This window comes from Streptomyces sp. NPDC037421, assembly GCF_055602105.1.
In genome coordinates this window covers 115,631-133,168 of record NZ_JBVJWV010000009.1, presented here as the reverse complement: position 1 = coordinate 133,168, position 17,538 = coordinate 115,631, and the positions used below count along the sequence as shown (strand labels likewise).

General features: G+C 73.4%; 16 protein-coding genes. 3 read left to right on the top strand and 13 right to left on the bottom strand.

The window, feature by feature from the left end:
• Positions 1-8: 8 nt before the first annotated feature.
• The 10 genes from ACZ7IF_RS16125 to ACZ7IF_RS16080 all read right to left on the bottom strand — a co-directional run bounded on the left by ACZ7IF_RS16125 (position 9) and on the right by ACZ7IF_RS16080 (position 12,342).
• Entirely contained in the window at positions 9-1,754 is a 1,746-nt protein-coding gene (locus ACZ7IF_RS16125; protein ID WP_470970980.1) for an ABC transporter substrate-binding protein, read from the bottom strand.
• A gap of 220 nt (positions 1,755-1,974) precedes the next feature.
• Positions 1,975-2,685, bottom strand: a complete 711-nt coding sequence (locus ACZ7IF_RS16120) for a GntR family transcriptional regulator (RefSeq protein WP_470970975.1) — start codon at positions 2,683-2,685, stop codon at positions 1,975-1,977.
• 56 nt (positions 2,686-2,741) lie between these two features.
• Positions 2,742-3,707, bottom strand: a complete 966-nt coding sequence (locus ACZ7IF_RS16115) for an ornithine cyclodeaminase family protein (RefSeq protein WP_470970972.1) — start codon at positions 3,705-3,707, stop codon at positions 2,742-2,744.
• Positions 3,704-4,723 carry a proline racemase family protein gene (locus ACZ7IF_RS16110; protein ID WP_470970969.1) on the bottom strand — a complete coding sequence of 340 codons (1,020 nt, stop codon included), beginning with the start codon at positions 4,721-4,723 and terminating at the stop codon, positions 3,704-3,706. The genes ACZ7IF_RS16115 and ACZ7IF_RS16110 overlap by 4 nt, the downstream gene beginning before the upstream one ends.
• Positions 4,720-5,724, bottom strand: a complete 1,005-nt coding sequence (locus ACZ7IF_RS16105; RefSeq protein WP_470970965.1) for a proline racemase family protein — start codon at positions 5,722-5,724, stop codon at positions 4,720-4,722. The genes ACZ7IF_RS16110 and ACZ7IF_RS16105 overlap by 4 nt, the downstream gene beginning before the upstream one ends.
• Before the next feature lie 17 nt (positions 5,725-5,741).
• Entirely contained in the window at positions 5,742-6,668 is a 927-nt protein-coding gene (locus ACZ7IF_RS16100; protein WP_470970961.1) for a dihydrodipicolinate synthase family protein, read from the bottom strand.
• A 76-nt stretch (positions 6,669-6,744) separates the two neighbouring features.
• Positions 6,745-8,202 carry an FAD/NAD(P)-dependent oxidoreductase gene (locus tag ACZ7IF_RS16095; RefSeq protein WP_470970956.1) on the bottom strand — a complete coding sequence of 486 codons (1,458 nt, stop codon included), beginning with the start codon at positions 8,200-8,202 and terminating at the stop codon, positions 6,745-6,747.
• Entirely contained in the window at positions 8,183-8,497 is a 315-nt protein-coding gene (locus ACZ7IF_RS16090) for a (2Fe-2S)-binding protein (RefSeq protein WP_470971484.1), read from the bottom strand. The genes ACZ7IF_RS16095 and ACZ7IF_RS16090 overlap by 20 nt, the downstream gene beginning before the upstream one ends.
• 209 nt (positions 8,498-8,706) lie before the next feature.
• Positions 8,707-9,861 (bottom strand): NAD(P)/FAD-dependent oxidoreductase, encoded by a 1,155-nt coding sequence (locus ACZ7IF_RS16085; RefSeq protein WP_470970953.1) that lies wholly within the window; start codon positions 9,859-9,861, stop codon positions 8,707-8,709.
• Positions 9,862-9,954: 93 nt separating this feature from the next.
• The gene (locus ACZ7IF_RS16080; RefSeq protein WP_470970949.1) at positions 9,955-12,342 is read right to left on the bottom strand and encodes a collagenase; all 2,388 of its coding nucleotides are present in this window, start codon (positions 12,340-12,342) and stop codon (positions 9,955-9,957) included.
• A gap of 168 nt (positions 12,343-12,510) precedes the next feature.
• Here ACZ7IF_RS16080 and ACZ7IF_RS16075 point away from each other — a divergent pair, with 168 nt between their 5' ends.
• Positions 12,511-13,884: an aminopeptidase P family protein gene (locus tag ACZ7IF_RS16075; protein ID WP_470970945.1), complete on the top strand. Its 1,374-nt coding sequence runs from the start codon at positions 12,511-12,513 to the stop codon at positions 13,882-13,884.
• A 3-nt stretch (positions 13,885-13,887) separates the two neighbouring features.
• On the opposite strand, the gene ACZ7IF_RS16070 is transcribed toward ACZ7IF_RS16075, so the two are convergent.
• Positions 13,888-14,790, bottom strand: a complete 903-nt coding sequence (locus ACZ7IF_RS16070) for a LysR family transcriptional regulator (RefSeq protein WP_470970941.1) — start codon at positions 14,788-14,790, stop codon at positions 13,888-13,890.
• Between the two features lie 102 nt (positions 14,791-14,892).
• Here ACZ7IF_RS16070 and ACZ7IF_RS16065 point away from each other — a divergent pair, with 102 nt between their 5' ends.
• Complete coding sequence (locus ACZ7IF_RS16065) at positions 14,893-15,642, top strand: SDR family NAD(P)-dependent oxidoreductase (RefSeq protein ID WP_470970938.1); 750 nt, start codon at positions 14,893-14,895, stop codon at positions 15,640-15,642.
• A 43-nt stretch (positions 15,643-15,685) separates the two neighbouring features.
• The gene (locus ACZ7IF_RS16060) at positions 15,686-15,895 is read left to right on the top strand and encodes a tautomerase family protein (RefSeq protein ID WP_470970934.1); all 210 of its coding nucleotides are present in this window, start codon (positions 15,686-15,688) and stop codon (positions 15,893-15,895) included.
• 2 nt (positions 15,896-15,897) lie between these two features.
• Here the strand turns inward: ACZ7IF_RS16060 and ACZ7IF_RS16055 are convergent, their stop codons facing one another.
• Entirely contained in the window at positions 15,898-16,296 is a 399-nt protein-coding gene (locus ACZ7IF_RS16055) for a RidA family protein (RefSeq protein WP_470970929.1), read from the bottom strand.
• Positions 16,293-17,417 (bottom strand): acyl-CoA dehydrogenase family protein, encoded by a 1,125-nt coding sequence (locus tag ACZ7IF_RS16050; RefSeq protein WP_470970926.1) that lies wholly within the window; start codon positions 17,415-17,417, stop codon positions 16,293-16,295. Before ACZ7IF_RS16050 ends, ACZ7IF_RS16055 begins: the two co-directional genes overlap by 4 nt.
• Between the last annotated feature and the right edge of the window lie 121 nt (positions 17,418-17,538).

The window sequence follows — 17,538 nt, the reverse complement described above, 5'->3', positions numbered from 1 at the left end:
CGGCTTCCTCAGCCCTGGCTCTTCGACGGGTCCTTGAGGCCGACCGTCCCGTAGTCGATGGTGCCGGTCCAGACGGGGTGCCCGTAGGCGCCGGCGATGTTGGTGCCGATGAGCAGCGGCTTGCGCTCCAGCAGGACCGGGATGGACGGGGACTTCTTCATGATCTCGGCGTCGAGGTCGATCCAGGCCTGGTTGGCCTGCTTGGCGTCGGCCATGGCGTTGATCTCGTCGATCCGCTTCGTGGTCGCCTCGTCGCGGAACTGGGAGTAGTTGCCCTGGTTGCCCTTGTCCTTGATGGTGCGTCCGTCGAAGACGAAGGGGATCCAGGTGGAGCCGGAGGGGTAGTCGGGGCACCAGCCGGTGAGGGTCATGTCGGGCGTGGTGGAGAGGTCGCCGATGACGTCGTAGTAGGCGCCGGGGTCGACGGTGTCGATGACCACCTGCACTCCGGCGCGGGACAGGCCCTGCTGGACGGCCTCGGCCTTGGCCTTGTCGCCGGTGGAGACGGACAGGGAGACCTTCAGGTTCTCCTTGCCGGCGGCCTTGAGGAGTTCCTTGGCCTTGGCGGGGTCGCCGGACGGGGCGATCTTGAGGGTGTCGGCCTGCTTGCCGCCGGTCAGGGCCGGGGGCAGGTAGGCGGTGGCGACCTCGTTGAGGGCGGGTCCGCCGCCGGCGGTGACCACGGCCTCCTTGTCGACGGCGTACTGCATGGCCTCGCGGACCTTGGGGTCGTTGAAGGGGGCGCGGGAGTTGTTGAGGTGGAGCATCTCGGTACAGCCCTGGGACTCGGCGAGCAGGCGCGATTTGACGTCCGGCTTGGGCAGCACCTTGGGGGCGCTCTCGGGCCGCATGTCCTGGTACTCGACGGCGGAGGCGTCGGCGCCGTCGCCGGCGATGATCCGGTCGTCGACCTGGCCGCCCTTGAGGCCCATGACGACCACGAACTTGTCCGGGTAGGCCTTGCGGACGGTGTCGGTCTTGGGGTCCCAGTGCTCGTTGCGGACGAGGACGAGCTTCTTGTCGCGGTCGTACGTCTCGATCTTGTACGGGCCGGAGGAGAAGGGGCGGGCGTCGTACTGGGTGCCCTTCTCCTGGGACTGCGGTACGGGCGCGAAGGTCGGCAGGGTGGCGGTCGCGGAGAACTCGGCGACGGGGCGCTTGAGTTCGAAGACGATCGTCCGGTCGTCGGGGGTCTTCACCGAGTCGAGGTGCTGCCCCTGGAGGGGGCCCTTGTAGCCGTCGGCGCCGGCCAGGTACTGGGCCGCGTAGTCGGGGCCGCCGGTCAGGTCGGGGGCGAAGGAGCGCTCGACGTTGTACTTGACGTCCTGAGCCTTGATGGGGCTGCCGTCCTCGTACTTGAGGCCCTCCTTGAGGGTGAAGGTCCAGGTGCGGCCGCCGTTGGAGGGGGTGCCGAGGTCGGTGGCGAGGTCGGGGACCAGTTCGCTGCCCGCCTTGCCGGGCTCGGCCTTGAAGGTGACGAGCGTGCGGTAGAGCAGCCGGGTGCCGAAGTCGATGGTCGGCAGCGTCCAGTTGCGGGCCGGGTCGAGGTGGGCGAAGTCCTGGTTGGACAGGACGGTGAGGGTGCCCCCCTTGGCCGGGGTCCCGCCGAGGACCTTCCCGTCGTTCGCGGCGGCGGGGTTGGAGGCGCCGCCGCCGGCCGCGGAGCCCTTCTTGGTGTCGGAGCAGCCCGAGGCGCCGAGTACGAGCGTCGCCACCAAGGCGGTGGCGAGGGTGAGCTGGGTGCGCTTGGTCATGGGTCACTCCAGGGAAGGGCCGCGCTTTAGGATGTGACCGGTAACATAGTAATGTGAAATTGTACTGACAAGAGGTTGCCGCCGCCGTTATCCAGCCGTGTCCAAAAGCAGTGCGGGAAGAGCGAGTTGGGCCCGGACGGGAAGGTCCGGGCCCAACGGGCGTACGGCGGTCAGCCCGGCAGCGCGAGGCGGCCGGTGCGGCCCCGGGGCGGCAGCCGGGTCAGAGGCCCGAGCCGAGGCGGCCTTGGGGGCGGCCCACGGGCTCGTCACGGCCCTGCGCCCAGAGGGAGCGGACGTGGCCCAGGTGGCGCTGCATGCAGGCCTCGGCCGCCTCCGCGTCACCGGCGATCATCAGGTCGAGCAGCTCGATGTGCTCCTCGGCCGAGGAGACCAGCTTGCCGGCCTCGTCCAGGCCCGTGAGGCCGTACAGCCGGGAGCGCTTGCGCAGGTCGCCGACGGTCTCGACCAGGCGCTCGTTGCCCGCGAGGGCGAGCAGCCCGAGGTGGAAGCGGCGGTCGGCCTCCAGGTAGCCGATGAGGTTGTGCTCACGGGCGCTGCTGACGATCTCCTCGGCGACGGGGCGCAGCTGTTCCAGCTGCTCCGCCGTGGCCATCCTGGTGACCCGGCCGACGGTCGGGACCTCGATCATCGTGCGGAGTTCGGTGTACTGGTCGAGGTCGCGCTCGCTGACCTCGGTGATCCGGAAGCCCTTGTTGCGGACCGGCTCCACCAGGCCCTCGCGGGCGAGGTCCAGCATGGCCTCGCGGACCGGAGTGGCCGAGACCCCGAGTTCGGCGGCGAGGCCCGGGGCCGAGTAGACGCTGCCGGGACGCAGCTCGCCCGCTATCAGCGCGGCGCGCAGGGCATGGCCGACCTGGTCGCGCAGCCGCTCCTGGGCCTTGATGAGACTGTGCTGCTTCAGGTCACCCATTGCTCTTCCTCCGAGACCCCGCACACCACCGACGTGCGGAGGAACAGCGTACAATGTCACGTTTCGCTGTTCGCTCCGGTCGCGTGGTAGATCGCCACCGCGACGGCAAGATCTTCCCAGGCCATGCCCACGCTCTTGAAGAGCTGTGGACAACTCGGCCTGCCGCCGCCGGTATTGCGTCCCGCGACCAGGTCGGCGAGGGTTCCGGCGATATGACCGGGCCCGATCGCGCCCTCGGCCTCCGGCACCAGCAGGTCCCCCGCCTCGCGCAGCGCGGCCGCCCGCGACTCCACGTACACCGCCGCGCGTCGCACGAGGGCGGTGTCGGTCTCCCGGGCGTCCGGCTCGTGCGAGCCGACGGCCACGACCACCGCCCCCGGCGCGACCAGCCTCCCGTCGAAGAGCGGCTCGCGGGCGGTGGTGCAGCACAGGACCAGGTCGGCGCCGGCCACGTCGGCGGGCGTGCCCGTGCGGGCGGGGACGCCCAGCTCCCGGGCGTGCGCGGCCAGCTTCTCCGCGCGGCCCGGGTCGCGGGCCACGACCACCGCCTCGGCCAGGTCCCGCAGTTCCAGCACCGCTTCGAGGTGCCCGTACGCCTGCGGTCCCGAGCCGAACAGCACCAGCCGCAGCGGGCGCCCGGGCGCGGTCAGGTACCGCAGGGCGAGCGCGGAGACCGCCGGGGTGCGCAGGGCGGTCAGGGCGGCGCCGTCCAGGAGGGCCAGCGGGCGCAGGGTGGGGCCGTCCAGCAGGAGGTAGCTGCCGGTGATCCGGGGCAGTCCCCGCGCCGGGTTGCCGGGGGCCACCCCGGCGATCTTCACCCCGGCGTACGCGCCCGACGCGGCCGGCATGAGCAGCAGTTCGCCGCCGGGCGCGGGCACGCTGGTGCGCTGCGGGCAGGCCTCCGGGTCCAGGCCGGAGCGCAGGGCCGCCTCCAGGGCGTCGGCGGCCCGCGCGGTGGTGAGCGGGCCCGCCGTCTCGCGGGCGTCCAGCCGGAGGAAGCCCGTCGCGGGGGTGGCCGTCACAGCAGGAAGCCCGCGCCGAGGGCGTCGTACGGGTCGGCGGTGAAGGTGTGCTCGCCGGTGCGGTAGGCGGTCCCGGTGACCTCGGTGACCCCGTCCGCGAGGATCCGCCCGGTGAAGACGGTGCCGGTCACCGACTCGTGCAGCAGGTCCTCCCCCGCCCCGAGCCGGCCGTCCTCCGCCAGCAGCGCGAGCCGGGTGGAGGTGCCGGAGCCGCAGGGCGAGCGGTCGATCTGCCCGTCGGCGAAGACGGTGACGTTGCGCTGGTGCGGCCCGAAGGGGGTGTCCGGCAGCTCCTCGTACAGGACCACCCCGTAGACCCCGGACAGCAGCGGCCCGCCCGGGTGCCAGGTCGCCGGGTGGGTGGCCAGCGCGGCCCGGACCTCCCGCCCGGCGCGCACCAGGTCCGCCAGCGCGGCGCGGGTGACCTCCAGGCCGAGGTCCCGCGCGGCGACGGAGGCGTAGCAGGCCCCGGCGTGGGCGATGTCCACCTCGGCGAGGCCGAGGGTGGTGGCCACCGGCACCTTGCGGGCGGCCACCCGGGCCGGGACGTTGCGGAAGGTGACCCCGGTGGTGCGGCCCTGGGACCGGTGGACGGTGGCGGCGACCCGGCCCGAGGGCACGTCGATGCGCACCTGGGCGTCCCCGTCGTCGGGCGCCGCGACGCGGCCGGTGTCCACGGCCCAGGCGCCGAGCGCCATGGTGCCGTGGCCGCAGGCGGTGGAGTAGCCGTCCTTGTGCCAGAACAGCACCCCGAGGTGGGCCCCGTCGTCGTCCGGGGGCACCACGAACCCCCCGTACATCCCGGCGTGCCCGCGCGGTTCCTGCACCAGCAGGCGGCGTACGTCGTCCAGGGCGCTGCGGCGCGGCATGGTCCCGGAGCCTCCGGGGCCGATGGCGGTGGCGCAGCGCTCGGCGACGGTGTCGCCGGGGACGGGCGGCAGCCCGCCGGAGGTGGTGTCGACGATGCGAAAGGGCTCCCCCGCCGTGTGGTAGTCGGTGGTGCGGACGGCGGTCACAGCAGGAACCCTCCGGGGAAGGGGTCGGTCGGGTCGAGGAAGTACTGGGCGGTGCCGGTGATCCAGGCCCGCCCGGTGACGGTGGGGACCACGGCCGGCCTGCCGCCGACCGTGGTCTCCGCGACGAGCCGGCCGGTGAACTCGGTGCCGATGAAGGACTCGTTGACGAAGTCCGTGCCGAGCGGCAGCAGCCCCCGGGCGTGCAGCTGGGCCATGCGCGCGCTGGTGCCCGTACCGCAGGGCGAGCGGTCGAACCATCCGGGGTGGATGGCCATGGCGTGCCGGGAGCGGCGGGCGTCGGAGCCGGGGGCGGCGAGGTAGACGTGCTTGACCCCGGCGATGGAGGGGTTCTCGGGGTGGACGGGGCGGTCGGGTCCCCCGTTGACCGCGTCCATGACCGCGAGGCCCGCGGCGATCAGGTCCTCCTTGCGGGCCCGGTCGAAGGGGAGCCCGAGGGCGTCGAGTTCGACGAAGGCGTAGAAGTTGCCGCCGTAGGCGAGGTCGTAGGTGACCGTGCCGAAGCCGGGCACCTCGGCCTTCAGGTCGAGGCCCACGCAGAAGGACGGGACGTTGGTGAAGGTGACGGCGGTGGCCGCGCCGTCCTCGACGCGTACGTCGACGCTCACCAGGCCGGCCGGGGTGTCGAGCCGGACCGTGGTGACCGGCTCGACGGCCGGGACCATGCCGGTCTCGACCAGGACCGTGGCCACCCCGATCGTCCCGTGCCCGCACATGGGGAGCAGGCCCGACACCTCGATGTAGAGCACGCCGAAGTCGGCGTCGGGCCGGGTGGGGGGCTGCAGGAGGGCACCGCTCATCGCCGCGTGGCCGCGCGGCTCGTACATCAGCAGGGTGCGGACGTGGTCCATGTGCTCCATGAAGTGGAGCCGCTTTTCGGCCATGGTGGCGCCGGGGATCACCCCGACTCCCCCGGTGATCACCCGGGTGGGCATGCCCTCCGTGTGGGAGTCCACGGCGTGGTAGATGTGGCGCGTGCGCATTCCGGTCCCCCCTGGGACTAGTTGAGGCCTTCGGCCAGGGCCTTTTCGGTGGCGGCGCGCACGGCGGCCTCGGTCTCCCCGGTGAGCGGGAAGCGCGGGGGTCGGGTGGCGCCGCCGGGGCGTCCGGCGAGGTCCATCGAGAGCTTGATGGCCTGGACGAACTCGGTCTTGGAGTCCCAGCGCAGCAGGGAGTGCAGGGACTTGTAGAGCGGCAGGGCGGTGGCGAGGTCGCCGGCGACCGCGGCCCGGTACAGGGTGGCGCAGGACTGCGGCAGGGCGTTGGGGTAGCCGGCGATCCAGCCGACGGCGCCGGCGAGGGCGAGTTCGAGCAGGACGTCGTCGGCGCCGATGAGCAGGTCGAGGCCGGGGGCGAGTTCGGCGATCTCGTAGGCGCGGCGGACGTCGCCGCTGAACTCCTTGACGGCGACGATGCTGCCGTCGGCGTGCAGGCGGGCGAGGAGGGCGGGGGTCAGGTCCACCTTGGTGTCGTACGGGTTGTTGTACGCGACCACCGGCAGGCCCGACCGCGCGACCTGCGCGTAGTGGGCGCGCACGGTCTCGTCGTCGGCGCGGAAGGCGTTGGGGGGCAGGAGCAGGACGGAGCCCGCGCCGGCCTCGGCGGCCTGGTCGGCCCAGCGGCGGGCCTCGGCGCTGCCGTACGCGGCCACGCCGGGCATCACGCGGGCACCGTCGCCGGCGGCCTCGACGGCGGTGCGGACGACGCGGGCCCGCTCCTCGTCGGTGAGGGTCTGGTACTCGCCGAGGGAGCCGTTGGGGACGACGCCGTCGCAGCCGTTGGCGATGAGCCAGGCGACGTGTTCGGCGTAGGCGTCGTAGTCGACGGTGAGGTCCGCGCGCAGGGGCAGGGCCGTGGCGACCATGATGCCGTGCCAGGGACGGGTGCGGGTGCCGACGCTGGGCGCGGGGGTGGGCGCGTGGTTCATGAGGGGACTCCCTAGTGTGGTGTGTGACATTTTACTAGTGGGTGTGAGGTGGCCACAAGGGTCCGGGAGGACCCGATCAGCGGCCGGGGGCGGGAAGTTCGGCGTCCGGGGGCGAGGTCCGCTCCAGGGCCGCGAGGTGGCGCAGCGGCACCGGGCAGGACAGGGGGCGGCGGTCGGGGGCGGCGGCCCCGTCGCCGCCGGCCAGGGCAGCCACGGCCGGACCGCACATCCGGCCCTGGCACCAGCCCATTCCGGCCCGGGTCAGCAGTTTGACCGTACGGGCGTCCCGCGCCCCCAGGTCCTCCACCGCCTCGCGGATCCGGCCAGCCGGGACCTCCTCGCAGCGGCACACGTCCGTCTCCTCCCGCAGCCAGCCGGTCCACCCGGAGCCCGGGCGGTGGGCCGCGGCCATGGCGTCGGCGAAGGCGCGCAGCCGGGCGCGGCGGCGGGTCAGGGCGGCGGGGACGGGCGGTCCGGCGAGGGTCTGGGCCGCGATCGCGTGGGCGGCGATCTCCCCCTCGGCGAGGGCGAGTTCGGCGCCGCCGATACCGCCCGTCTCGCCGGCGGACCAGATGCCGGGGACCGAGGTGCGCTGCTCCGCGTCCACTTCCAGGGCGGCCGTGCCGTCGGCGGCCGGGCGGGTGGCGCAGCCGAGGCCGGTGGCCAGCTCCAGCTGGGGCACCAGGCCGTGGCCCACCGCGAGGGCGTCGCAGGGGATCCGGCGGGCGGTGCCGGGCAGGGGGCGCCAGTCGCCGTCGAGGCGGGTGACGGTGACGGCCTCGACGCGGGTGGTGCCGTGCGCCTCGGTGACGGCGTGCCGGGTGAGCAGGCGGATGCCGTGGCGCAGCAGGGCGCCGCCGTACGTGGCGCCTTCGGCGAGCTTGGCGGGGTTGCGGAGGAGGGCGGGGGCCTGGGGGGCGTACGCGGTGTACGAGGCGGCCTCGACGACCGCGGGAACGGTGGCCCCCGCGGCGGCGAGGGAGCCGGCCACGGCGAGGAGGAGGGGCCCGGAGCCGGCCACGACGACGCGGCGGCCGGGCAGCACGAGGTTGTTCTTCAGCATGGCCTGGGCGCCGCCCGCTCCGACGACGCCGGGGAGGGTCCAGCCGGGGAAGGGCAGCTGGCGCTCGTAGGCGCCGGTGGCGAGGAGGACGTGGCGGGCGCGGAGGGTCGCGGGGGTCTCGTCGGGGCTGTGGCCGGCGACCGCGTGGAGGGTCCACTCCGCCTCGTCGGGGACCACCGTCCAGACGTGGTGGGCCGGGAGGTAGGTGACGCGGCCCGCCGCCCGGTGGGCGCGGAGGGCGGCTTCGCGGGAGGCGAAGGCGCGCCAGCCGTGGTGCAGGGCCTGGGGGCGGGCGGCTCCGAGGCCGGGGGCGGGGTGGCGGTAGTACTGGCCGCCGGGGCGGTCGGCGGCGTCGAGGAGGGTGACGCGCAGGCCGAGGCGGGCGGCGGTGACGGCCGCGGCCAGGCCGGCGGGGCCGGCGCCGATGACGGCCAGGTCGGTGGGGGTGGGGCTAGACGGCGAGGTCGGCATGGCCGGTGCCTTCCTGGGTGGTGACGGAGTCTCCGGGGCGGGCGGGGACGAGGCAGGCCCGCTGGTTGGGGCGGCCGTTGACGGTGACGAGGCAGTCGTAGCAGGCGCCGATGCCGCAGAAGGCCCCGCGGGGGGTGCCGCCCTCGCGGGTGGTGCGCCAGGCGAGGATGCCGGCGGCCCACAGAACCGCGGCGATGGACTGGCCGTCCTGGGCGGTGAGTTCGCGGCCGTCGAAAGCCAGGGGGAACGTTGCCGCCGGGCTGCCGCCCACCAGCTCGCGCGGGCTGCGCATCAGGGGTCTCCTCGGGTTGGTCCGCCCTGGCCGGGCGGGGTCGGGGTGGGTCGTGGTCGGCGCCTTTGCCCTGGCCGGGCGGGGTTCGGGTGGGGTGCCTGCGGGGCCGGGGTCGGTACCGGGGCGGGGTGTCGTGCGGGACGGGCTTCGACGTCCGGCGCCTGTTCCGGATCCGGTTGGCAAGCGGTACCGCGCGCCGAAAACATCTCGTTTCAGTCCCGGACGACACCCCGCCCCGTCCCCGCCCCCTCCGGGAACCGGTCCGGGCGGAACGGGTGCAGGGGCATCGGGGGTTCGGCTCCGGTCAGGGCGGCCGCGATCAGGGCTCCCGTCACGGGGGCCAGGCCGATGCCCGCGCCCTCGTGACCGCAGGCGTGGAGCAGGCCGGGCACCCGGGGGTCGGGGCCGATCGCCGGGAGGTGGTCCGGGAGGTAGGGGCGGAAGCCGTGGTAGGTGCGCATGACGCGGATGTCCGCCAGGACGGGGAAGAGGGCTGCGGCCTGGGTGGCGAGGCGGCGGAGGGCTTCGGTGGAGAGGGTGCGGTCGAATCCGACGCGTTCGCGGGTGGCGCCGATGAGGACCGGGCCGGAGGGGGTGCCCTCCACCACGCCCGAGGACTGCAGGGCCGCGGAGTCGCTGGCCACGTCGGCGACGTAGTCGGCCGCGTAGACCTTGTGGCGGACCACCCGGGGCAGGGGTTCGGTGACCAGGACGAACCCCCTGCGGGGCAGTACGGGGAGGGTGGTTCCGGCCAGGGCGGCGATCGCGCCGGCCCAGGTGCCCGCCGCGTTGACGATGTTGGGGGCGAGGAGGGTGCGTTTGGCGGTGCGGACCCCGTGGACCGTTCCCGACTCCAGGATGAACCCGGTGACCTCCTCGCCCAGGTACAGCTCGGCGCCCGATGCCTTGAGGAGGTGGGCCGCCGCCTGGGCCGGGTGGACCTGGGCGTCCTGGGGGTAGTGGAAGCCGCCCGCCAGCCCCGGGGCCAGGTGGGGTTCCAGGTCGTGCAGGGCCTCCGGGCCCACCTCGGCGGAGACGACCCCGGCGGCGCGCTGGCCGTCGGCGAAGTGGCGCAGGGCCTTGAGGGTGGCTTCGTCCGGGGCGACGACCAGGCCGCCCTTGGTCTCGTACTCGATGGCGTGCGGGAGTTCGGCGTGGAGGTCCCGCCAGAGTTCCGTCGAGAGGAGGGCGAGGCCGAGTTCGGGGCCCGCGTCCTTGTCGGAGACGAGCAGGTTGCCCTCGCCCGCGCCGGTGGTGCCGCCCGCGACGGGGCCGCGGTCGACCACCGCCACGGAGAGGCCGGAGCGGCTCGCGTAGTACGCGCACGCGGCCCCGACGACGCCGGCGCCAATGATCACGACGTCCATGGTCAGTAATATGTCACATTCTTTAGAGAGTGCCTAGGGTGGCCCGGCCGGCCCCGCCCCCCGTTCGGATACGGGGCCGGCCGGGGTGCGTGGTCAGCTGCGGAGCGGGCCTTCGCAGCTGTAGGAGGAGGTGCCCGCCGCCTTGTTGTCCCAGATCTCCACCGGGCCGAAGGAGCAGTTCATGTCGGCCAGGTTGTTGGAGGCTGCGCCCGCCCGGTCGAGGATGAAGTAGTCCACCGTCTCCGACATGTCCTTGAAGTTCTGGTCGTCGCTGCGCCAGTTCTTCAGGTTCGCGGTGATCCGGCCGGTACAGGTGAAGCGGCGCTTGCCGGGGTCGCCGTTCTCCACGCAGTCGGGCGTGTTGTACGTGGCCGTCGCGAAGGAGGACTTCACCGAGGCGAGCGCCGCGTCGCGCAGCTGGCCGTTCGGGGTGAAGGTGGTGTTCGGGACGTAGAGCTGGTCCACCTTGGCGATCTGGGCGTCCAGGAAGCGGTTGTAGTCGCGCTGGAGGTAGGTGTCCGCGCCCGTGCGGTGGCGCCACGCGTCGTACCCGGCGACGTCGTTGGCGCGGAGGTGGCCGTACATCTCGCGCAGCAGCGAGGGCTTCTCGGTCCACAGGAACTCGAAGAAGGTGCCCGCGTAGCTGTAGAAGCGGAAGCCGTCGCCGTCGTAGGTGGCGTTGAGCAGCTGCTCGACGGTCATGCGGGGGCCGCCGCCGGCGGTGTCGTTGATGATGCTCTTGACCAGGGACTTGCGGACGGCGATGCCGTTGTCGCGGGTGGCGCCGTCGAAGAACTCGGCGGTGCCCTCGTCCATGGCGGTCGTACGGTCGCCCTCGTACCAGGGGCCCTGGCCGAAGAAGCCGGGGACGGCGAAGCGGCCGTTGAGGTAGTGCGTGTACTCGTGGCGGAAGAGCTCTTCCAGGGTGAGGGAGGAGTCCTGCGGGACGCGGCGCTGGTAGGTGTAGAAGGTGGCGCCGTTCTCGATGTAGATGCCGCCGTTGTTGGTGTCGTAGCCGGTCAGGATCGGGTGGTAGTTCTCGTAGTCGGCGCGGGAGGCGTAGAGCACGATGTTGAGGGTGCTGTTCGGGTCCCCGGCGAGCGGCTGGTCGGTGCCTATCACGCGGTGGAACTGCGTCTTGACCTGCTTGCTGGCGTAGTAGAGCTGGTCGACGGTGGCCTTGTCGAGGCCGGTGCGGACCTTGATGGCGCCGTTGTCGTAGGTGTAGGTGTACGGGAAGATCTGCTTCTCGATGTCCTCCTTGCAGACCCCGTACTGCTTGCAGGCGCCGTAGAAGTTGAGCCAGGAGACGATCTTCGCCCAGGGCTCGCTGCCGAAGTCGGCCTTGACGCGCTCCAGCATGGCGCCGAGGTCGGCGACGACCTGGTCCTTGAGGCCCTCCACCTGGCCGAAGCGGGCGTACTCGCTGATGGCGTCGCGGACCACCCAGGAGTTGCCGGTGCCCTTGAGGTGGGTGTATCCGGCGAAGGCCTTGAAGGCGGCGCGGTACGAGGCGTCTCCCGCGACCGCCGCGTGGAAGGGCGCGTCCTGGTTGCCCGGGTAGACGCCCAGGTAGTTGGTGGAGAGGGCGGCGAGGACGGCGCCCGCCCAGCCGGCGTCGAGGTGGGTGGCCGGGTGCGCCGGGTCCATGGTGGCCAGGACCTTCTTGATCAGGCCGAGCTGGTGGTGGCGCAGGCCGGGGCCGGCGGCGTAGAGGGCCTCGCGCAGGGTGCGGGCGTTGGACGGAGTGACGTCGAAGGTCCGCGCGGCGTTGCCGAAGTCGTCGATGGCCTGGCGTATCGCGGCGGTGGTGGGGGCGTCGGTGACGTCGATCTCGTCGCGTGAGAAGTCGTGGTAGGCGACGGCGTGCAGGTAGGTGAACATCTCCTCCAGGTGGGAGGAGTTACGGCCGTCGTGGGCGGCGGCCAGGCTGGATATCCGGCGGGAGACGGCCTGGACGTGGGCGTCGGACATGACGGGCGCCAGGCGGGCGTCCCAGGTCCAGATCAGTCCGCGCAGACAGCCGTCGGCGGTGACGGCCTGGTCGCCGAGGAAGTCGGCGAACTGCTCCGGGGTGAGGTTCTTGATCCCGTCGAGGGTGCAGGGGACTCCGGCGGCGACGCTCTTCGCGGTGGGCGCGGCCTGGGCGGACTTGCGGCTCTTCTCCGTGCGTTCGGCGGTCGCGGTGGAGCCCGGGGCTTCCACGGCCGGCGCGGCGCCGGGTACCCGGCCGTCGGTGACGGCCTTGCCGCCGGGGGCCGGGGCGGGCGCCGGGACGAGCGGCTTGGCCTCGGCCAGGCGGTCGACCTCGTCGAAGGGGTTGGGCGCCGTGGGGGTCGCGCCCTGGACTCCGGCGGCGAAGGTGCTCGTGGGGGTGGCCCGTTCCGCGGCCTGCGTCGAGGCCTGGCCCGCGGTGGCGAGGAGGGTGACCGTGACGGCGGTGGCGAGGAGAGACGTACGCACAGCTCTGTGCTGGAACACCGAGGACTCCTGTTGGGAGGGAGGTGGGGGAAAGGTGCGAACTGCCCTGCGTCACGCGGCGTTTGACGGGGATTAATGTGCCGCGGTGTGAGCTGTAACATAGTAATGTGAAATTGCACTGGCAAGACCTGTGCGCACACCAGTTCAGTACTTCTTGAGGGAGCCTCCGTGACCGACACCTCCCCCCGCCTGGACACCGGCAGCCACGACCTACCGGTATCCAGCGAGTTGTCCCGGTTCATGGCGGGGAACTGGGCGGCCTCCCCCCTGGCCGAAACCGCGCGCACGGCCTCGTACGCCGTCACCCCCGCCCGCCGCGCCCGGCTCTCCGCCCGCTTCCCGGGCGAGCGGCTCCTCGTACCCGCCGGCGAGCTGATGGTGCGCTCGAACGACTGCGACTACCGGTTCCGGCCGCACAGCGCGTACGCCTGGCTGACCGGGCTGACGGGCGAGGACCAGGTGGGCCACGTCCTGGTGCTGGAGCCGGCCGGGCCGCACGGCCACGAGGCGGTGCTGTACCTGCGGCCGCGCTCACCCCGCGCCGACGGCAACGAGGAGTTCTACCGGGACCGGCGCTACGGCGAGTTCTGGGTCGGCCGCCGCCCGGACCTCGCGGAGGCCGAACGGCTGACCGGCATCCGCTGCGCCCACCTGGACGCCCTCGGGTCCCCGCCGGCCCGCAACGCCGCCACCGACCCCGAGCTGGCCACCGTCCTGTCGGAGCTGCGCCTGGTCAAGGACGCCTGGGAGGTGGAGCAGCTCCAGCTCGCGGTGGACCACACGGCGGCCGGCTTCGAGGACGTCGTACGCGCCCTGCCGCGCGCGCTGGCCCACCCGCGCGGGGAGCGCTGGATCGAGGGGGTCTTCGGCATGCGCGCCCGGGCCGAGGGCAACGGCACGGGCTACGACACCATCGCCGCGTCGGGCGCCCACGCGTGCGTGCTGCACTGGATCCGCAACGACGGCCCGCTCGACCGCGGCGAACTGCTGCTCCTGGACGCGGGCGTGGAGACGGACACCCTCTACACGGCCGACATCACCCGCACCCTCCCGCTGTCGGGCCGCTTCTCCCCCGTGCAGCGGCAGGTCTACGAACTGGTGCTGGCCGCGCAGGACGCCGGCATCGCGGCGCTGCGGCCGGGGGCGAGCTTCCGGGACTTCCACCGCGCCGGGATGCGGGTCATCGCCGAGGGGCTCGCGGAGTGGGGGGTCCTCAAGGACGCGGAGGGCGACCTGCACCGGCGGTACACCCTGTGCAGCAGCGGACACATGCTGGGGCTGGACGTCCACGACTGCGCGAAGGCGCGGGCCGGGACGTACCTGGACGGGGTGCTGGAGGAGGGCCAGGTCCTCACCGTGGAGCCCGGCCTCTACCTCCAGCCGGACGACGAGACCCTCCCGGCCGGGCTGCGCGGCATCGGCGTGCGCATCGAGGACGACCTGGTGGTCACGGCCGACGGCGCCCGCCTGATGTCGGGGGCGCTGCCGCGCACGGTGGCGGGCATCGAGGAGTGGATGGGCGCCCTGCTGGACACCCGCTGAGGTTCAGGCCCGAGTCCTGAGGTGGGTCAGGAGTTCCTCGACGAAGCTCTCCACGTGGGGCGGGTGGGGGCCCCTCCGGGTGGCGCAGAACCAGGTCCGGGTCAGCGGCTGTTCGCCGATCCGGACCAGCGCCAGGCCGTGCGAGGCCGTGTACGGGGCGGCCACCCAGTTGGGCAGCACCGCCACTCCCTGGCCGCCCGCCACCATCTCGACCACCAGGTCGGTCACCACCGGCATGGTGGTGATCCGGCCGGGCCGGGCGCCCGCGGGGAGCGGCAGCGGCACCGCGGGGATGCGCTTTTGGTCGTAGAAGTCGTAGAGGACCAGGTCGGCGCCGTCGAAGTCGCGGACGGTCAGGTGCGGGAGCGTCGCCCAGGGGTGGCCGGCCGGTACCACCGCCACCATCTCGTCCTCGAAGAGCCGGGTCAGGGTCACCCGGTCCATCTGCACGTCCGGCTTGGTGACGAGCGCGACGTCGACCTTGTCGGCGAGCAGCGCCGGGATCGGGGCGTCGTCGGGGACGGTCGCGATCCGCACCTCGATGTCCGGCTCCCGCTCGCGGTAGGCGCGCAGCACGGGCGGCAGCCAGGGGAAGGTGGTGCTGCACTGGGCGGCGAAGCGCACCCGCCGGTCGCGGCCGTCGCGGATGTCGCGCAGGTCCCGGGTGGCCGACTCCAGCTCGCCGAGGATGCGGCGGGCGGCGACCAGCATCCGGCGCCCGGCCGCGTTCGGCACCAGGCGGCGGCCCTGCCGGTCGAAGAGCCGCATCCCCAGGCGGTCCTCCAGCCGGGTCAGCCGCTGGCTGAGGGCGGGCTGGCTGACGTAGAGCCGCTCGGCTGCGGCGGTCAGGGAGCCCGTCTCGGCGGTGACGTCGAGGAGTTCCAGGTCACGCAGATCCACATCCATAACCCTGGATTATCCCATGCTCCAATTTCCGTCGTGGTGTTATCGGTTGAGGGCTCATACGTTTCTGGTGTCGCCGCAGAACTTCCCGAAAGGCACCGGAACATGACCGACACCACGAACCGCCCCACCGCCCTGATCACCGGCTCCTCCAGCGGCATCGGCCTGGACATCGCCCGGGCCTTCCTGGCCGACGGCGCCAACGTGGTCCTCAACGGCCGCGACGCCGACCGCCTCGCCAAGGCCGCGGCGGGCCTCGGACACCCCGGGCGCACCGCGTGGGCGGCGGGCTCCATCGCGGCGCCGGAGACCGGCGAACTGCTCGTGCGCACCGCGCTGGAGCGCTTCGGCCGCATAGACGTACTGGTCAACAACGCCGGCACCTTCGCCCCCAAGCCGTTCACCGAGGTGACCGAGGAGGAGCTCGACGGCTTCCTCACCGGCAACCTCAAGGGCACCTACCTCACCACGCAGGCCGTCGTGCGGGCGCTGCGCGCCCAGGGCCGGGGCGGGAGCGTCGTCAACATCGGCACCGTGCTGGTGGACCACGCGATCGCCGGTTTCCCGGCCTCCGCCCCGGTGGTCAGCAAGGCCGGTGTGCACGCGCTGACGACGAGCCTGGCCGCCGAGCTCGCGGCGGACGGCATCCGCGTCAACCTGGTGGCGCCGGGGGTGGTCCGCACGCCGCTGCACTCCGGCGCCGACGTGGACTCCTTCGGCGGGCTCGCCCTGCTGGACCGGGTCGGCGAGGTCTCGGAGATCTCCGAGGCGGTGCTGTACCTGGCGGGAGCCGCTTTCGTCACCGGCCACGCGCTGCGCGTGGACGGCGGCCACGTCACCGGCCGCCGCTCCTGACCCCCGCCCGCCCCCGCCCGCCCCCACCGAAAGGATTTCCCCGATGCCGTACGTGAACGTCAGGATCACCCGCGAGGGAGCCACGGCCGCCCAGAAGGCCGAGATCATCGCCGGTGTCACCGACCTGCTGGTCAGGGTCCTGGACAAGGACCCCGCCACCACCTTCGTCCTCATCGACGAAGTCGCCCTGGAGGACTGGGGCGTGGGCGGGGTCACGACCGACGAGTACCGCCGCCGGGCGGTGAAGCGGTAGCCCTACGGGAGCACCGCGATGCCGTCCAGTTCCAGCTGGGCCTCCGTGTCCCACAGGCGGACCACCCCGACCACCGCCATCGCCGGGTAGTCGCGGCCCGCGAGGCGGCGCCAGACGCGTCCCAGTTCGGCGGCGTGTGCGCGGTAGGCCTCCACGTCCACCGCGTACACCGTCACCCGGGCCAGGTCGGACGGGTGGCCGCCGGCCGCGGCGAGGGCGGTCAGCAGGTTGGCCAGGGCGCGCTCGAACTGATCGGGCAGGCTCTCGCCGACCACCTTCCCGGAGCCGTCCAGCGCGGTCTGGCCGGCCAGGAAGACGATCCGCGAGCCGGTGGCCGACACCGCGTGGGAGAAGCCGGTGGCCGGGGACAGCTCCGGGGGGTTGAGGCGTTCGGGGCTCATCGCGCCGCCACCCCCCGGTAGAGCTCCTTGGCGATGATGGTGCGCTGCACCTCGCTCGCCCCCTCGTAGATCCTGGGCGCCCGCACCTCCCGGTAGAGGTGCTCCAGCAGGTGGCCCCGGCGCAGGGCGGCCGCGCCGTGCAGCTGGACGGCGTGGTCCACGACGTACTGGGCCGTCTCCGTGGCGAGGAGCTTGGCCATGGCGGCGCGGCCCGGGACGTCGGACGCGCCGCTGTCGTACGCGCCGGCCGCCGCGTACACCAGCAGCCGGGCGGCCTCGGTGCGGGTGGCCATCTCCGCGACGCGGTGCGCGACCGCCTGGAGGTCGGCGAGCACCCCGCCGAAGGCGGTCCGGCCGGCCGTGTGGGCCAGGGTCGCGTCGAGCGCGGCCCGCGCCATGCCGACCGCGAAGGCGCCCACGCTGGGCCGGAAGAGGTTCAGGGTCTCCATCGCGACGCGGAACCCCTGCCCGGGCTCGCCAAGTACGTCCTCGCGGCCGACGGGTACGCCGTCGAAGGCGAGCGAGCCGATCGGGTGCGGGGAGAGCATCTCCAGGGCCTCGCCGGTCAGCCCCGGGCGGTCCGCCGGGACCAGGAAGGCCGTGATGCCCTTCGCCCCCGGGGCCTCACCCGTACGGGCGAAGACGGTGTAGAAGTCGGCCTCGGGAGCGTTGGAGATCCAGCACTTGGTGCCCGCCAGCCGCCAGCCCGGCCCGTCCGGGGCCGCCGTCAGGGCGAGGGCCGCGGCGTCGGAGCCGGCACCGGGCTCGCTCAGCGCGAACGCCGCCACGTGCCGGCCGGCCCGGACGCCCGGGAGCCACCGCTCCCGCTGGGCCGCGCTGCCCGACCGGAGCACCGGATGCGCCCCGAGCCCCTGGAGGGCCAGGGCCGTCTCCGCCTCGGTGCACCCGTAGGCGAGGGACTCCCGCAGCAGGCACAGCTCCAGCGCCCCCGAGCCGAAGACCCGCTCCAGCAGGCCCAGTTCCCCCAGCTCGGCGAGCAGGGGCCGGTTCACCCGTCCGGGCTCGCCCTTCTCCGCGAGCGGCCGCAGCCGCTCGCGCGACAGGGCGCGCAACCGGCCGCACCATTCCTCTTGTTCCGCCCCGAGTGCGAATCCGGCCATCCGAATGCCCCCAAGTCCTGTCGACACTCTTATCGCGTCCTGTTGACTGCCGTCACCATCACGATACGCTCGGAAGGCATTCGCACGGCCGGCTCCACCACAAAATCCGGACGTTGCAAGG

Excerpts from the sequence above, each read along its gene's own strand:
- ACZ7IF_RS16100 (WP_470970961.1), bottom strand. The coding sequence starts at position 6,668 with ATGAACCACGCGCCCACCCCCGCGCCCAGCGTCGGCACCCGCACCCGT.
- ACZ7IF_RS16070 (WP_470970941.1), bottom strand. The coding sequence starts at position 14,790 with ATGGATGTGGATCTGCGTGACCTGGAACTCCTCGACGTCACCGCCGAG.
- ACZ7IF_RS16095 (WP_470970956.1), bottom strand. The coding sequence starts at position 8,202 with ATGCCGACCTCGCCGTCTAGCCCCACCCCCACCGACCTGGCCGTCATC.
- ACZ7IF_RS16055 (WP_470970929.1), bottom strand. The coding sequence starts at position 16,296 with ATGAGCCCCGAACGCCTCAACCCCCCGGAGCTGTCCCCGGCCACCGGC.
- ACZ7IF_RS16105 (WP_470970965.1), bottom strand. The coding sequence starts at position 5,724 with ATGCGCACGCGCCACATCTACCACGCCGTGGACTCCCACACGGAGGGC.
- ACZ7IF_RS16065 (WP_470970938.1), top strand. The coding sequence starts at position 14,893 with ATGACCGACACCACGAACCGCCCCACCGCCCTGATCACCGGCTCCTCC.
- ACZ7IF_RS16050 (WP_470970926.1), bottom strand. The coding sequence starts at position 17,417 with ATGGCCGGATTCGCACTCGGGGCGGAACAAGAGGAATGGTGCGGCCGG.
- ACZ7IF_RS16085 (WP_470970953.1), bottom strand. The coding sequence starts at position 9,861 with ATGGACGTCGTGATCATTGGCGCCGGCGTCGTCGGGGCCGCGTGCGCG.
- ACZ7IF_RS16125 (WP_470970980.1), bottom strand. The coding sequence starts at position 1,754 with ATGACCAAGCGCACCCAGCTCACCCTCGCCACCGCCTTGGTGGCGACG.
- ACZ7IF_RS16060 (WP_470970934.1), top strand. The coding sequence starts at position 15,686 with ATGCCGTACGTGAACGTCAGGATCACCCGCGAGGGAGCCACGGCCGCC.
- ACZ7IF_RS16120 (WP_470970975.1), bottom strand. The coding sequence starts at position 2,685 with ATGGGTGACCTGAAGCAGCACAGTCTCATCAAGGCCCAGGAGCGGCTG.